This window comes from Dactylosporangium sp. CA-233914 (assembly GCF_050942935.1).
Lineage (GTDB): Bacteria > Actinomycetota > Actinomycetes > Mycobacteriales > Micromonosporaceae > Dactylosporangium.
Map to the genome: position 1 here is coordinate 11651071 of NZ_CP192030.1, position 15092 is coordinate 11666162.

Below are 15092 nucleotides of genomic sequence, written 5' to 3' on the forward strand. Positions count from 1 at the left end.
ACCATGTCCGGCGTGAGAATCGCGCACTTCTGCGACAGCCACCCGGGGCGCTCCGACGGCGTCGCGACCTCGGTGGCCGCCACGGTGTCCCTGCTGCGCTCGGCCGGGCACGAGATCCAGGTGTACCAGCCCGCACCGCTACTGCGCGGGCGTGACGAGCCCTGCGGGGTCCGCTCGGTGCCGGTCCCGCTGCGCAACATCCGGGTCGGACTGCCGCACTTCTCCGGGATGCGGCCGGTCCCGCACGTCGTGCACGTGCACACGCCCGGGCCGGTCGGGATCGGCGGGCTGCGCTACGCCCGCGCGCACGACCTCCCCGTGGTGATGACCTGGCACACCGACCTGCTGGCGTACTCGGCGCACTTCATGGAGATCCAGTTCGGTGCCGTGCACGCCGCGCAGCGCCTCGAGCTCGGCTGGACGATGCGCGACTACCTGCGCCTGGCCCGCTCCGGCACCGAGCGGCGGGCGCAGCTGGTACGGCTGGGGCAGGAGTTCATGGACCGCACGTCGGTGCTGATCGCGCCGTCGGCGAAGACCGCGGCCGGCCTCACCGAGTTCGAGCGGCTGCCGCCGGTGTGGACGGTGCCGACCTCGATCCAGCTCGCCGACTGCCCGCTGGGCCGGGCCGAGCTGCGCCGCTCGCTGCGCGTGCCCGAGGACGCGCCGGTGGTGCTCGCCGTGGGCCGGGCCACCAAGGAGAAGGACCCGGCGCTGCTGCTGGCCTCGTTCGCCCGGCTGCTGCGCCGGCTGCCCAACGCCCGGCTGGTGATGGTCGGCGTGAAGCAGAACCGGCTCACCGTCATCCGCCTCGCCCGCCAGGCCGGCGTCGCGCACGCGCTGCGGCTGGTCCGGCCCGTGCCGCACAGCCGGATGGCGGCGTACTACCGCATGGCCGACGTCCTCGCCTTCGCCTCCACCACCGACACCCAGGGCCTGGTCCTGATCGAGGCGGAGGCGACCGGGCTGCCGGTCGTGCTCGCCGACGCCGCCCTGGCGCAGCGGCCCGGCGGGGCGGGCGGCCGGCTGAACGCCGCCCCGGACGCCGACTCGTTCGCCGGCGCCCTGGCCCGGGTCCTCACCGACCCCGAGCTGCACCGCGAGGTGGCCGAGGCCGGGCGCGCCGCCACGGACGCGTACTCCGCGGAGCGCTACCTCGGCCACCTCATGGCCGCGTACCAGTTCGCCCGGCAGGCCCGGGCCGAGGCCGGTCAGGTTGCGGCCAGCGCCTCCGTCGGGGCGAGCCGGGCCGCCCGCACCGCCGGGTAGAGCCCGGCGATCGCGCCGATGACGAGCGTGGCGGCGACCCCACCGGCGCTCGCCCACGCCGGCACCACCGCCGGCCAGTCGCGCGTGGTGGCGTACAGCGTCGTCACCAGGATCCCGGTCGTCACCCCGCCGGCCCCGCCCAGCGCCGACAGCAGCAGCGACTCGGCGAGGAACTGCACCAGGACCTGTCCGCGGGTCGCGCCGAGCGCGCGGCGCAGCCCGATCTCGGCCCGCCGCTCCAGCACCGAGATGACCATGGTGTTGGCCACCCCGACGCCGCCGACGAGCAGGGCGACCGCGCCGAGGCCCAGCAGCAGCCCGGTGAAGGTCTTGTCGGTGGCCTGCCGGGCGGCGAGCGCGTCGGAGGGGCGCGACACCTTCACCTGGCTCGGCGCGGACGGGTTGGCGGTGGCGGCGAGCACGGCGCGTACGGCCTGCACCTGTGAGTCCTTCGAGCGGGTGTAGACGGTCGTGGGGTGGCCGTCGAAGCCCGCGTAGGTCTTCGCCGCGTCCCAGCCGACCAGGGCCGACGCGTCCAGCTCGGGGGCGAGCGGGACCTCGGCGAGGATGCCGATCACGGTGAACCAGCGCTGGTGGATGTACACCTGGACGCCGCCCTCCACCGAGGCGATCCCCAGCCGCCGGGCCGCGGCCGCGCCGAGCACGACGGTCGGGTACTGCGCGGTCGCCGCGTTCAGCCACACCCCGTCGGCCATCGACGCGCCGACGGTCCCGGGCAGGGCCGGATCGGCGGCCCGCAGCGTGATCGCGTTCGTCTGCCCGGCCGGGATCCGGTCGGAGCGGTACACGTGCACGTCCGGCACCTTCCCCACCGCCGCGACCGCGGTCACCGGCGCGATCCGCCCGATCATCGCGACGGACTCGTCGGGCAGCGTCGCGTTGCCGCCGAAGAGGTCGTTGCCGGGCGCCACCGTGAGCAGGTTGGTGCCCAGGGCCGCGAGCTGCCGGTCGAGCTCGGCGCGGCTGGACGAGGAGATGCCGACGACGGCGGTCATCGCCGCGATGCCGATCGCGATGCCCAGCGCGGAGAGGAACGCGCGCATCGGCCGGGTCCGCAGACCGGCCCCGCCGACCCGCACGACGTCAGCCGAGTGCAGCCGCGCCGGCGCCAACGACGTCGTCATCCGGAACCACCTCCCCGTCGCGCATGCGCACCTGGCGCGGCAGGCTCGCCGCGATCTGCCGGTCGTGGGTGATGACGAGGATCGTCGTGCCGGCGTGGTGCAGCTCCGAGAGCAGCCGCATCACGCCGGCCCCGGCGGCCGAGTCGAGGTTGCCGGTCGGCTCGTCGGCGAGCAGGATCGCGGGCTCCCCGACGACGGCCCGGGCGATCGCCACCCGCTGCCGCTCGCCGCCGGACAACTCGTGCGGCAGGTGGTCGAGCCGGTCGCCGAGCCCGACCCGTACCAGCGCCTCCTCGGCCCGGCGGCGCCGCTCGGCGCGGGGCGGGCCGGCGTAGAGCAGTCCGTCGGCGACGTTGTCCAGCGCGGGCTGGCCCGGGGCCAGGTGGAACTGCTGGAAGACGAAGCCGATGCGCCGGGCCCGCAGCGCGGACAGCTGCCGGTCGCGCAGCCCGGCGATCTCGTGGCCGTCGATGCGCACCGCGCCCGCGGAGGGGCGGTCGAGGGTACCGATGAGATGCAGCATCGTGCTCTTGCCCGACCCCGACGGCCCGACGATGGCGACGAACTCCCCGGCCGCCACGGTCAGGCTCACGTCCCGCACCGCGACCACCCCGCCTGGATACTCCTTGCGCACCGACTCAAGCTCGACGACGGGGCTCATGCCGGCATCCCCACGACCGTGCCGGCGTCGATCCCGTCGCCGGTGATCTCGACCTTGCCGGCGGCGAACAGGCCGAGTTGCACCGCCACGACCCGCGTTGCGCCGTTGTTCACGACCTGCACGCCGTAACCGTCCTCGGCCAGCGCGAGCAGCGCCTGGACCGGCACGGCGAGCACGTTCTCCCGCTTGCCGGCCGTGAACGTGACCGTGACCGTCATCTGGTCCAGCCCGTCGAACGCCTGCACGTCGTCCGGGGTGATCGTGAGCCGGTACTTCGTCGCCGCCGGCTCGTTGCCCTGGGCCGGCTGGATGACCGTCCGCACCTGAGTGATCTTCGCGGCCACGCCCCGGCCGTCGGGGAGCTTGACCGTGACGGCGTTGCCGGACTTGGCCAGCCGCTGGTCGCTCGTGTCCAGATCGATCGTGACGACCGGGGTCGTGCTGGTGTACGCCAGGATCGCGCCCCCGCTCGGATCGCCCGCCTCCGCCTTGTGCTCCTCGACGCGGATCGCCCCGATGGCGTAGACGACCCGCCCGGCCTCGACCGTGCCGGTCTTGGTCAGCCCGAGGTCGTCCTGCCACTTCTTCACCGCCGAGGCGGTCGAGGAGGTGTACTCGTCGTCGACGGTGAACCCCGTGTACCCCAGCGCCGCGAGATTCTCCTCGAGCTGCTTGACGTCGGGGCCCTCGTCGCCGACGGCCAGGTTGCGATACGACGGCATCGTGCCGTACAGCAGCACGACCGGCGTGTCGTCCGTGCGGTAGAGCGCCTGTCCGCGCTGGACGGTCGAGCCGGCGGCGGGCACCTCGGTGAGCGTGCCCGGGCCGCGGCCGTTGAGGGTGCGGCTGTCGCCGTGGCCGAGTTTGCCGTCCTCGTCCTGGGTGTCGACCAGCGTCTGCCGGGACACCTTGGCGGTCTTGGGCGGCAGCGTCGAATGCGTACCGCTGCCGCTGGTGCCCTGGTCGGGCAGGCCGAAACCGGCCACCGCGGCCGCGCCCACGGCGGCCACCGCGGCCACCCCGAAAACGACCCGGCCGGCACGACCGCGCCTGCGACGGTTGCTCACGCACCACCGCCGCTGGAGTGCTTCTGCGTCGTGCCCTCGCCGGCCTCCCCGCCGCCGGGAGGCTTGGGCTGGTACTGCTCGCAGGCCTTCTGCGCGGCCTTGAACTGCTCGCTCTTGGGATCGACGCCACCCTCGCCGTTGAAGCGGATCCCGCCGTCCTCGCTCGGGTCGGGGAAGCTCGCGATCCCGTTGTCCCGCATGCACTGGGAGAACTTGCGCAGCTTCTCCTGGTCGGCCGGGTCGAGCTTGGGCGGTTCGCCGCCGCCCGGCATGTACTGCTTGCACTCCGCCTGCGCCGCGTCGACCTTCGACTTGTCCGTCCCCTCCGGGATCGCGAGGCTGACGGCGCCGCCGTCGAACTGCGGGTCCTCCATCGGCACGCCGTGGTCGCGCATGCACTGCGCGAACTTCAGAAACTGCTCCTGGTCCGCCTGCGGGTTGCGGGGACCCGTGTTGCCCTGGCCGCTCGACGACGCCGCCGGCGTGGCCCCGCCCGCGCTCGCCACGCCCTCGTCGCCGGTGCCGCGGGCGCAGCCGGCGGCCGCGAGCACGAGCAGCAGGCCGAGCGCGAGCCCTGTCCTGATGCGCATGATGCCCTCCATCCGATGTACACGACCGGCGCTCGCCGGTCGCCGTGGGCCAGTCAAGGCCGCGGCGCGTCAACCGGCCGTAACCGCGAACGTTGACGCCGGGTTGACACGGGCGCGGGACGATGGAGGGCATGCGGATACTGGTCGTCGAGGACGAGCCCCTGCTGGCCGAGACCGTGGCCCAGGGCCTGCGGCGCGACGCGCACGCCGTCGACGTGGCCCACGACGGCGCGGCGGCCCTGGAGCGGCTCGGCGTCAACGACTACGACGTCGTGGTGCTCGACCGGGACCTGCCCGTGGTGCACGGCGACGACGTGTGCCGCGAGCTCGCCCGGCGCGAGTCGGCGGCCCGGGTCCTCATGCTCACCGCGGCCGCCGACGTCGACGACCGGGTCGCGGGCCTCGCCCTCGGCGCCGACGACTACCTGCCGAAGCCGTTCGCCTTCCGCGAGCTGGCCGCGCGGGTGGCGGCGCTCGGGCGCCGGTCCCGCCCGGCCGCGCCGCCGGTGCTGGAGCGGGCCGGCATCCGCCTGGACCCGCACCGCCGCGAGGTGTACCGCGACGGCCGCTACGTCCCGCTCTCGCGCAAGGAGTTCGCGGTCCTCGCCGAGCTGCTGCGGGCCCGGGGCGCGGCGGTCTCGGCCGAGCAGCTGCTGGAGAAGGCATGGGACGAGCACGCCGACCCGTTCACGCACACCGTCCGGATGACGATCCTCAAGCTGCGGCGGAAGCTGGGCGACCCCGCCGTCGTGCTGACCGAGCCGGGAGTGGGGTACCGCATCCCATGAGAAAGATGACGATCCGGACGCGGTTGACGCTGGTGTACGGCGGGATGCTCCTCGCCGGCGGCCTGCTGCTGCTCGGCATCACGTACCTGCTGGTCTTCCAGCGCCTCGGCGACAAGATGTTCATCACCAAGAGCCTCGACACCGAGCTGCAACCGCCCGGCGCGGGGGGCGGGCTGTCCGGCACCACGGTCGCCAACATCCAGGGCGAGATCCGGTCCTCGGCGCTGCAGGCGCTGCTCACCCAGGGCGGGATCGCCCTGGCCGTGGTGGTCGCGGTCGGCCTCGCCTTCAGCTGGCTCATCGCCGGCCGCCTCCTGCAGCCACTGCACCGCGTCACCGAGACCGCGCGCCGCATCGCCGGCGCCCCGGACCGCGGGCTGCACGAGCGGATCGCGCTCAACAGCCCGTACGACGAGGTGAAGGAGCTCGCCGACACCTTCGACCTCATGATCGCCCGCCTGGACAAGTCGTTCGACGTCCAGCGGCGCTTCATCGTCAACGCCTCGCACGAGCTGCGCACCCCGCTCACGCTCAACCGCACCCTGCTCGAGGTCAGCACCGACACGCCCGACGCCGGCCCGGAGCTGCGCCAGCTGGGCCGCACGCTGCTGGCCGTCAACGCGCGGCACGAGAAGCTCATCGACGGCCTGCTGCTGCTGGCCCGCTCCGAGCGCGCGGTCGCCGACCGGTCCTATGTGGACCTCGCCGACGTCGTGTCGCACGTGGCCGCCCAGCACACGGCCGAGGCGCCCGAGGTGACCGCGGTGGCCGACGAGGCCCCGACGAGCGGCAACGCGGTGCTGCTGGAGCGGATGGTGCACAACCTGGTGGAGAACGGCGTGCGCCACAACGTGCCGTCGGGCGGCTGGGTCCGCGTGGAGTCGGGAACCCGTCCCGACGGCGTATACGTGACGGTCCGCAACACCGGCCCGGTCGTCCCCCGCTACGAGGTCCCCAACCTCTTCGAGCCCTTCCGCCGCCTGGGCCCCGAGCGCGCCGGCGGCACCGGCGCCGGCCTGGGTCTTTCGATCGTCCGCGCGGTGGCCACCGCCCACGGCGGCACGGTCTTCGCCGACCCCCGCGACGGCGGCGGCCTGACCGTCACCGTGATCCTGCCCACCGCCGCGGGCAGCGATTATCTGACATGACGGGCGGCGCGGATCGTGCACACTCGGGGTCATGTCCGCGCCACCGTCGTCCACCGAAGAGCTGCTCCGCCGCATCGAGTCCGGGGAACGCGTCAAGTATCTGCACTTCTGGGGTCACCGCGCCCGCCCCGATGGTTCGATCGGCCCGAGCTGCCTGAGCCAGTGGTGGCCGGCCCCGTTCGAGGCCGACGGTGTCGGGTTCGCGTCGGCCGAGCACTACATGATGTGGAGCAAGGCCCGCCTGTTCGGCGACGAGCCGACCGCGGCCCGCATCCTGAATGTTTCGCACCCGAACGAGGCGAAGACCCTGGGCCGCACGATCGCCGGCTTCGACGAGCCCACGTGGGAGCGCGAGCGCTTCGCGATCGTGGTGGCGGGCAGCATCGCCAAGTTCGCCGCCCACGCCGGCCTGCGCGAGTTCCTGCTCGGCACCGGCAAGCGGGTCCTGGTCGAGGCGAGCCCCCTGGACCGCGTGTGGGGCATCGGCCTGGCCGCGGACGACAGGGCGGCCAACGACCCGGCGCGCTGGCGCGGCCTGAACCTGCTGGGCTTCGCCCTGATGCGAGCCCGCCACGAGCTGGCCGGTCGCGGCGAGGGCCGGTCATGAGCCAGCCGCGGCGCCGGCCGGCCCCGAGCGCGCGCGACGAGGTGCAGCCGCTGCCCGGGTGCCTGGCGTGGCCGATCCGCGTGCTGGCGGTCATCTTCGTGGTGCCGGTCAAGCTGGCCTGGGACGCGCTGGTCTGGATCGCGCGGATGCTGTGGAAGTACGTCGGCGCGCCCCTCGTCACGTACGTCATCCAGCCGGTCCTGTACTACGCGATCTGGCTCCCGTTCTACTACGTGATCTGGGTCCCGCTGCGCTGGATCACGGTCAACATCCTCTGGGTGCCGCTGGTCTGGCTCGCCGAACACGTCATCGCACCGGTGTGCGTGGCGCTGTGGAAGGCCCTGGTGTGGTTCGTGCGCGCGCTCGGGCCGTTCTGGCGGGCGCTGGGCCGGGTGCTGCTCGAGGTCGCGAAGGCCGTCGGCTGGGCGCTCACGCAGGTGTACCGCTACATCCTCACCCCGATCGGCAAGGCCATCGCGTTCGTGTGGCGGTGGGTGGTCGTCCCGGTCGCGATGGCGGTCGCCTGGGCCTGGAAGCACTCCGTGGTGCTGCTGTGGCGCTACCTCGTCGTCATCCCGGTCACCTGGGCCTGGCGCTACCTCGTCGTGGTGCCCGTCGCGTGGGCGTGGCGCCATCTCGTCGTGCCACCCGCGCGCTGGGTCCACACGTGGGTGCTGCGGCCCGTCGCCGACGCCAGCCGAAGGGTGCTCGCGACGCTCGGACTGCGATAAACGGGCGGCAGGTCGGTGCCCGGTGCCGCTCCGCTGATTCACCGTACCAGCCGCGTCCAAATCTCAGCGCAAATCTCAGCGCCATCCGTGACCCGTCGTAATCGCCACATCACGCTGACCCCCGACCCGCTGGATACTGATGGTACGCGCCGCCGGGCGCCGGCGGGAACAGCCCGTCGCCGCCCGGACCTGGTGGTGCGGGCGGCCCAGCAGCTGCTGAACGCGCCCGCACCCGGACTCACCGAGGCGTAGCGCTCGGCGCTGATCGATCGGCCGGCGGCGCGCCTTCCGGGGCTGACCCGAGCGGAGATCGCGGAGGCTGCCCAGGACTCGCTGGGCGGGCCGTAGCCGGGGACCGCTCGACCTCGACGTGCGGCAGGAGGCGGTCCAGCCAGCGGGGCAGCCACCAGTTGACCCGGCCGAGCAGCGACATCGTGGCGGGCACGAGGACCAGGCGGACGAGGGTGGCGTCGATGAGTACCGCCGCCGCCATCCCGACCCCGATCATCTTCACCGTCACGTCCGGGTCGAGCGCGAAGCCGACGAACACCGCGACCATGATGGCCGCCGCGCTGCTGATCACCCGCCCGGTCGCGGACAGGCCGCGGACCACGCTGCCGCGGGCGTCGCCGGTGGCGAGCCAGTCCTCGCGGACCCGCGACAGCAGGAAGACCTCGTAGTCCATCGACAGTCCGAACAGGACGGTGAAGAGCAGGATCGGCACCCAGCTGGAGACCGGCACCGCGTGCGGCAGGCCGACCAGCTTCGCGCCCGCGTCGGTCTGGAAGACCGCGGTCATCACGCCGTACGCCGCGGCGACCGACAGCAGGTTCATGACCGCCGCCTTCACCGCCACCACCGGCGCCCGGAACAGCACGGTGAGCAGCAGCAGCGACAGCGCGACCACGAACGCCACGACGATCCACAGCCGCTCGGCGAGCCGGTCGGAGATGTCGGCGAAGACCGCCACCAGCCCGGTCGCGAGCACCCCGTCGGGCAGCACGTCGGCGCGCAGGTGCGAAAGGAGCCGGGTGGTCTTCTCGTCCTGCGGGCCGGTGGTCGGCTCGATCGCGATGACCGCCGCGGTGCCGTTGAGCGCCGGCGGTGCGACCGAGGCCACCCCGGGCTCGGTGCGCAGCCGGGCCACCAGGGCGTCCACGTCGGTCACCTTGGTGGTGTCGACGGCGAGCAGCAGCGGGCCGTTGGCGCCCGGGCCGAACTCGGCCGAGACCAGGTCGTAGGCCAGGCGCGTGGTGTTCGACGCCGGCTGGCTGCCGGCGTCCTGGGGCCAGGTGCGCATGCCCAGCATCGGCGCCGCCAGCCCGGCCAGCACGACCAGCGAGGCGAGCGCGGCCACCACCGGGCGGCGGCCGACGCCTGCGGCCCAGCGCGCGGTGAGGTTGGCCCGCTCGGGGACCGGCGCCGCGACGCCCTTGCGGACGTTGCGTGGCAGGACCCGGTGCCCGGCCAGGCCGCACAGCGCCGGGACGAGCGTGAGCGCCGCGGCCATCACCGCGACCACGGCGGCGAAGGTGGCGTAGCCGTAGGAGGCGTACACCGGCAGCAACGCGATCTTCAACCCGAACAGCGACACCAGGACGGTGAGCCCGGCCACGACGACCGAGGCGCCCGCGGTCGCGTTGGCCTCGGCGGCCGCCGCCCGCGGGGTCAGGCCCCGGCGCAGGAACTCGACGTGCCGGGCGACGAGCAGCAGCGCGTAGTCGATGCCGACGCCGAGGCCGACCATGGTGGCGACGGTCGGGGCGGTGTTGCTGATGTCGGTGATCTTCGCCAGCAGCGTGATGACCGCGGTGGCGATGCCGAGCCCGGCGATCGCCACGACCAGCGGCAGCCCGGCGGCGACGACGGAGGCGAGCGCGAGCACCAGGATCAGCAGGGCGGCGACGATGCCGACCGCCTCCGCGGTGCCGCTGGGGGCCGAGATGTTCTCGGCGACCTGCCCGCCGAGCTCGACCTGCACGCCCTCCCGCTTGAGCGGCTCGACGGCGGCGCGCAGCGCGTCCATGGCCGAGGTGCCCTCGAAGTCGGTGACCGGGATGTCGTACTGCACCCCGATCAGCGCCGTGTCGCCGTCCACCGACAGCCGCGCGGGCGCGACGACCGTGGCCGAGGGCATCTTGGCCAGCCGCCCGCGCAGTGCCTCGAGCACGGCCGGGTCGAGCGCGTGGTCGTCGTGCACGACCACCCGCGCGTCGGTGCCGGACAGCTGCGGGAAGTGCGCGCGCAGGAACTCGGTGCCGGCCTGCGACTGGGTGCCGGGCACGTTGTAGTCGTCGTGGGGAGTGCCGCCGAACCCCACGGACAACGCCGTGAACGCGACGAGCGCGATCAGCCACGCGCTGATCGTGCGCCAGGGGTGAGCGGCGGCCGCGCCGCCGAGCCGGCCGAGCAAACGAGACATGACGTCCTCCGGGACGGTTGCATTCGCGTTGGTACCTCAAGCGTCAGCCTCCCCGACACCGCTTTCGGTCCACTTGGAGTCCACTTACGAAAGCGGCGGCCATCGACTTTTGCCGCTGGGAGCGCGGCTCGGGTTCGGCTGCACTGAGCCTGTGCGCCGATTCCTTCCCGTGTCCGGCCTGCTGCTGCTCGCGCCGCTGGTCGGCGAGTACCTGCTGGGCAACCTCTCCGTGCGGGTCCTGCCGGCCCTGATGTTCCTCGTCCCCATGTACGGCGGCGGCGCCCTGCTGATCCGCGAGATCGTGCGCCGGACCGGTCGCGGCTTCCCGGCGATCCTGCTCCTGGGCGCCGCGTACGGCGTGATCGAGGCCGGCCTGGTCGACCAGTCGATGTTCAACCCGTCCTTCGAGGGCCACGACTTCCAGGCGGTCACCCCGGTCCCGGCCCTGGGCCTGAGCGCCGCGAACACCCTGTCCTTCGTGGCGGGGCACGCGATCTGGAGCATCACCGTGCCGATCGCCCTCGTGGAGCACCTCTCGCCCGGGGACCCGCGCCGGCCCTGGCTCGGGCGGCCGGGCCTCGCCGTCACCGCGCTGCTCTACCTCTTCGGCTCCTGGATCATCTACGCCGAGATCCGCGACAGCGAGCACTTCGTCGCCGGTCCCGCGCAGCGCATCGGCACGGCCGCCGCGGCCCTGCTGCTCATCGCCCTGGCCTTCCTCGCCCGCCGCCGGCGGCGGCCGGCCTGGCCGGCGCCGGGGGTCTGGCTGACCGGGGTGATCGCGTTCGTGGCCGGCAGCGTGTTCTTCGCGCGGCCGCAGTCGTGGGCCGGATTCTGGTTCGGCATCGCCTGGCTGGCCGCCGGCGCCGTATGGCTCGCCGGGACGCGCCTGGAGCAGCGGCACGTCATGGCGCTCGCGGCCGGGGCGCTGCTGACGTACGCCTGGGGCGGCTTCGCCCTGACCGCGCTTCTGGAGCCCGGGGACCCGGTCCGCTGGTGGGGCAACGCCGGGTTCGCCGCCGGGGCCGTCGCGCTCGTCGCGGCCGGCGCGCTCAGGCGGGGAGCGCCGACTTCGCCCGGGCCAGCCAGTGCGGGGAGTTCCAGCGGCTAGCCACGTCCGCGGCGAGTTGGAAGCAGTCGGCCGCCTCCTCGGGGCGGCCCTGCAGGCGGTACAGCTCCCCCAGGCTCAGCGCGACGGGCTGCAACGCGATCGAGGTGCTCGCGACCCCGCCCAGTTGGTCGCGCACCGGCAGCAGGGCGTCGATGACCGGCTGGGCGAGGTCGGCGCGGCCGAGCGCCACGACGGCCAGGGCGCGCACGGTCCAGAAGGCGGAGCCGAGGTAGTCCGCGCGGATCGGGTGCTCGCCGATGGGGACCGCGCGGGCCTCGGCGATGCGCCCGGCCGCGGCGAGGGTGAGCGCGTACGCGTCGTGGCCGAGCGCGCCGAACTGCCGGCTGATCAGCCGGGTCGGCTCGACGAGCTCGGCGACGCGCCCCTCGCTCAGCAGCACGCTGAAGGTGGCGATGAAGTGAAAGCCGTCGCCGTGCAGGGAGCCCTTGCGGCGCAGGTGCTCGTGGCACTCGTCGTAGAGGGCGCGGGCCCCGGCGAAGTCGCCCTCGATGTGGGCCAGGGTGGCGCGGCCGGCGAGCTCGATCGCGAGCGGCTCGGCGAGGTGGTAGGCCGCGGCGAGCGTGCCCTGCCGGGCGATCGCCGCGCGCACCTGTGCCGGCTCGTTCTCGGCGGCGGCGCAGTTGCCCAGCTGCTGCTCGGCCAGCGAGTGGTAGGCCACGAACCCGTGCTCGGCGGCGAGGGCCCGCAGCTCCAGCGCGACCGCGCGGCGGGCGGGCACGTCCCGGTCGTACGGCATTATCCGGCCCCGCGCGGCCAGTCCGAGCGCGAGCAGGCGGGGGTCGCCGAGGCCGCGAGCGATCTCCAGCGCCTCCCGCCCCGCCGCGACGCCGCGCTCGTCGCCCTCGCCGTCCAGCTCATTGGTGAGCGCGTCCAGCAGCCGGCAGCGGTCGCCCGGGGCGAGGCCGGGGCGGCCCAGCAGGCGGGTCAGCACGGCGACGAGCCGCTCGTCGGCGACGCCGTACTCACGGATCTGCCACGGCGTCGCCACCGTCCACGCGGTGAACGCCGCGACGAGCAACTCCTCCCGCCCGGAGGCCTCGGCGACGTCGACCGCCCGCTGCCGGGTCCGCCGCGCCGCCGCCACCGCGCCCGCGCTGGCCTGGGCCCGCAGCAACCGGCCGAGCAGGTCGACAAGCAGCGCGTCGCGGTCGCCGGCCACCGCGCCCGCGGCCTCGAGCGCGCCGAGCGCCTCGGCCGCCGCGTCGTAGGCGTAGCGCCGCTCGGCCAGCTCCGCCGCCCGCACCGCGTAGTCCACGGCCGCCGCCGCGGTCTCGGAGGAGGCGGCCCGCGCGTAGTGGTGGGCCAGGGCCGGGTAGTCGTCGGGCCGCAGCCGCCGGGTGCTGGCGGCGACCCGGGCGTGCATCCGGGCGCGGCGCAGGCGGGAGAGGTCGGTGTACATCGTGTCGCGGACCAGCCCGTGCACGAACCGCACCCGCCCGGGCGCCGGCTCGGTGAGCAGCCCCGCGATGAGCCCGGCCTCGAGCGCGTCGAGCACCGCACCCTCGTCGGCGTCGGCCGCCTCGACCAGCGTCTCGACGTCAGCCTCCCGCCCGACCACGGCCGCGAGCCGCAGCACCGCGACCACCGCCGGTGGCAGCCGGGACAGGCGCCGCCGCAGCACGTCGCGTACTCCTTCCGGCACCTCGGAGGTGGCCACCAGCGCGCCCTCGGACGCGAGCAGCTGCGCCGACTCGCGCACGTAGAACGGGTTGCCGCCGGTGCGCTCGGCGAGCGCCGCGACAGTGCCGGCGTCGACGGGCATGCGCGCGAACGCCTCGACCAGCCGCGCCACGTCCCCGGGGTCGAGGCCCGGCAGCGGTACCCGCACCGGCGACCGGCGCGCGAGGGCCGCCATGGTCCCGGCGAGGCGCTCCCGGTTGTCGGCGGGGCGCAGCGCGGCGACGAGCAGCAGCGGTGGCCCGCCCTGCGCGACCAGCTCGGCGGCGCTCGCCAGCAGCATGAGCGTCTCGTCGTCGGCGGCGTGCAGGTCGTCGAGTACGACCGCAACCGGCCGCTCGGCGGCGACGTCGGCGAGCCACCGGGAGACGGCCCGGTGCAGCCGGAACCGCCCCGCGGCCACGTCCTCGCTCTCGGCGATCCCGCCGGCATCCTCGTCGAGCAGCGGCCGCACCTCGCCGGCGAGTTCCCCTGGCGGGGCGACCTCGGCCAGCTGGCGCAGCGCCTCGACCCAGGCCCAGGCCGGCGGGGCGCCCTCGACCTCGGGGCAGCGCCCGACGAGCACGAGCCAGCCCAGCCGGGCCAGCTCCTGGCGGTACCGCCCGAGCAGGCTGCTCTTACCGGCCCCGGCCTCGCCGCTGAGCAGCACCACCTTGGGCGCGCCGGCCGCGGCGTCCACGAGCGCACCGAGCTCGTCGGCGCGGCCCACGAACAGCTCGCCGGGCCCGCCGCCGGAAGGCCCGCCCGCTACAAACAGCTCCCCAGGCGCCCCGCCGGAAGGCCCCGCCGCTACGGACAGCTCGCCGGGCCCGCCGCTGGGAGGCCCGGCCGCTACAAACAGCCCAGCGGTCGCAGCGCCGAACAAACCGGATATATCCGATTTATCGGTAAGGCCGGGATGATTCAGGCTCGCGGGAACACGCGGCGGCTCAGCAACGCCGGCGAAGCCAGGCAAGGACGCATCGCCGGCCAGGATCGCCGCCTCCAGGTCCACCAACGGGCGGCCCGGGTCCAGTCCCAGCTCCTCGGCCAGGATCGTCCGGGCCCGGCGCAGGGCCGCGAGCGCGTCGGCCTGCCGCCCGCTGCGCCACAGGGCCAGGGCCAGCAGCCGCCAGCTCTCCTCACGCAGCGGCGCCTGCCGGGTGAGCAGCTCGGCCTCCGCGACCGCCTCGGCCGCCGCCCCGGTGCGCAGCGTCGCGTCCAGCAGCAACTCCCGGGCGGCGAGGCGCAGCTCCTCCAGCCGCGCCGCCTCCGGCTCGGCCCAGGACTCGCCGGCGAACTCGGCGTACGCGTCGCCCTGCCAGAGCTCCAGGCCCGCGCGCAGCAGCAGCCGGGCGCGGTGCGGGTCCTGCGGGAAGGCGGCGCGGGCCTCGGCGAGGAGGCGCTCGAACCGCCAGGCGTCCACGGCCTCGGCCGGGAGCCGGATCGCGTAGCCGGGCGGGGCGCTGACCAGCAGGCGGGCCGGGGCGCGGCGCTCGCGGTCGGGCTCCAGCAGGCGCCGGAGGTTGGAGACGTACGCCTGCAGGGACGCGATCGCCCGCGGCGGGGCCTCGCCGCGCCAGAGGTCCTCGATCATGCGGTCGACCGAGACGACCTCGCGGCGGGCGGAGAGCAGCAACGCGAGCACGGCGCGCTGGCGGCGACCGCCGAGGTCGACCGCCAAGCCTTCACCCGTTTCGGCCGCGAAGGGGCCGAGGACTCGCAGCAGCATGACCGCGTCATGGTAGCCGCCGCCAAGCGGCCTCCAAGACCACTACAAGACAGTACGGCGACGTTATGGACGCACCAGTTCTGAACCCGCCATGAACGCGGGCCGTCGATGCACCGAACCGCCGCAACGTGAGGAGCTACCCAT

General features: G+C 74.5%; 12 protein-coding genes. 6 read left to right on the forward strand and 6 right to left on the reverse strand.

Features of this window, described 5'->3' with window-relative positions; translation table 11 throughout:
• Positions 1-12 precede the first annotated feature (12 nt).
• The gene (locus ACQPY0_RS51885) at positions 13-1269 is read left to right on the forward strand and encodes a glycosyltransferase (protein WP_432978985.1); all 1257 of its coding nucleotides are present in this window, start codon (positions 13-15) and stop codon (positions 1267-1269) included.
• Here the strand turns inward: ACQPY0_RS51885 and ACQPY0_RS51890 are convergent.
• The 4 genes from ACQPY0_RS51890 to ACQPY0_RS51905 are packed head-to-tail and all read right to left on the reverse strand — an operon-like array spanning position 1212 to position 4732.
• Positions 1212-2414 (reverse strand): ABC transporter permease, encoded by a 1203-nt coding sequence (locus tag ACQPY0_RS51890; RefSeq protein ID WP_432978988.1) that lies wholly within the window; start codon positions 2412-2414, stop codon positions 1212-1214. The genes ACQPY0_RS51885 and ACQPY0_RS51890 overlap by 58 nt on opposite strands.
• Positions 2374-3075, reverse strand: coding sequence for an ABC transporter ATP-binding protein (locus tag ACQPY0_RS51895; RefSeq protein ID WP_432978991.1), 702 nt, complete (start codon positions 3073-3075; stop codon positions 2374-2376). Before ACQPY0_RS51895 ends, ACQPY0_RS51890 begins: the two co-directional genes overlap by 41 nt.
• The gene (locus tag ACQPY0_RS51900; RefSeq protein ID WP_432978994.1) at positions 3072-4085 is read right to left on the reverse strand and encodes a peptidoglycan-binding protein; all 1014 of its coding nucleotides are present in this window, start codon (positions 4083-4085) and stop codon (positions 3072-3074) included. Before ACQPY0_RS51900 ends, ACQPY0_RS51895 begins: the two co-directional genes overlap by 4 nt.
• A 53-nt stretch (positions 4086-4138) precedes the next feature.
• The gene (locus tag ACQPY0_RS51905; protein ID WP_432978997.1) at positions 4139-4732 is read right to left on the reverse strand and encodes a hypothetical protein; all 594 of its coding nucleotides are present in this window, start codon (positions 4730-4732) and stop codon (positions 4139-4141) included.
• A gap of 131 nt (positions 4733-4863) precedes the next feature.
• Between ACQPY0_RS51905 and ACQPY0_RS51910 the strand changes: the two genes are divergently transcribed.
• From ACQPY0_RS51910 to ACQPY0_RS51925, 4 genes are read left to right on the forward strand one after another with little or no spacing between them, the layout of a single operon-like run.
• A complete protein-coding gene (locus tag ACQPY0_RS51910) occupies positions 4864-5520 on the forward strand; it encodes a response regulator transcription factor (RefSeq protein ID WP_432979000.1) in 657 nt (218 codons plus the stop codon).
• Positions 5517-6668 (forward strand): sensor histidine kinase, encoded by a 1152-nt coding sequence (locus ACQPY0_RS51915; protein ID WP_432979003.1) that lies wholly within the window; start codon positions 5517-5519, stop codon positions 6666-6668. Before ACQPY0_RS51910 ends, ACQPY0_RS51915 begins: the two co-directional genes overlap by 4 nt.
• A 31-nt stretch (positions 6669-6699) precedes the next feature.
• Entirely contained in the window at positions 6700-7275 is a 576-nt protein-coding gene (locus ACQPY0_RS51920; RefSeq protein ID WP_432979006.1) for an NADAR family protein, read from the forward strand.
• Entirely contained in the window at positions 7272-8006 is a 735-nt protein-coding gene (locus ACQPY0_RS51925; protein ID WP_432979009.1) for a hypothetical protein, read from the forward strand. Before ACQPY0_RS51920 ends, ACQPY0_RS51925 begins: the two co-directional genes overlap by 4 nt.
• A gap of 238 nt (positions 8007-8244) precedes the next feature.
• Here the strand turns inward: ACQPY0_RS51925 and ACQPY0_RS51930 are convergent, their stop codons facing one another.
• Positions 8245-10428 carry an MMPL family transporter gene (locus tag ACQPY0_RS51930; RefSeq protein ID WP_432979012.1) on the reverse strand — a complete coding sequence of 728 codons (2184 nt, stop codon included), beginning with the start codon at positions 10426-10428 and terminating at the stop codon, positions 8245-8247.
• Between the two features lie 151 nt (positions 10429-10579).
• Here ACQPY0_RS51930 and ACQPY0_RS51935 point away from each other — a divergent pair, with 151 nt between their 5' ends.
• Positions 10580-11539, forward strand: a complete 960-nt coding sequence (locus ACQPY0_RS51935) for a hypothetical protein (RefSeq protein ID WP_432979015.1) — start codon at positions 10580-10582, stop codon at positions 11537-11539.
• Here the strand turns inward: ACQPY0_RS51935 and ACQPY0_RS51940 are convergent.
• On the reverse strand, positions 11481-14948 hold the full coding sequence (locus tag ACQPY0_RS51940; RefSeq protein ID WP_432979018.1) for an ATP-binding protein: 3468 nt from the start codon (positions 14946-14948) through the stop codon (positions 11481-11483). The two genes, ACQPY0_RS51935 and ACQPY0_RS51940, sit on opposite strands and share 59 nt — an antisense overlap.
• Positions 14949-15092 lie beyond the last annotated feature (144 nt).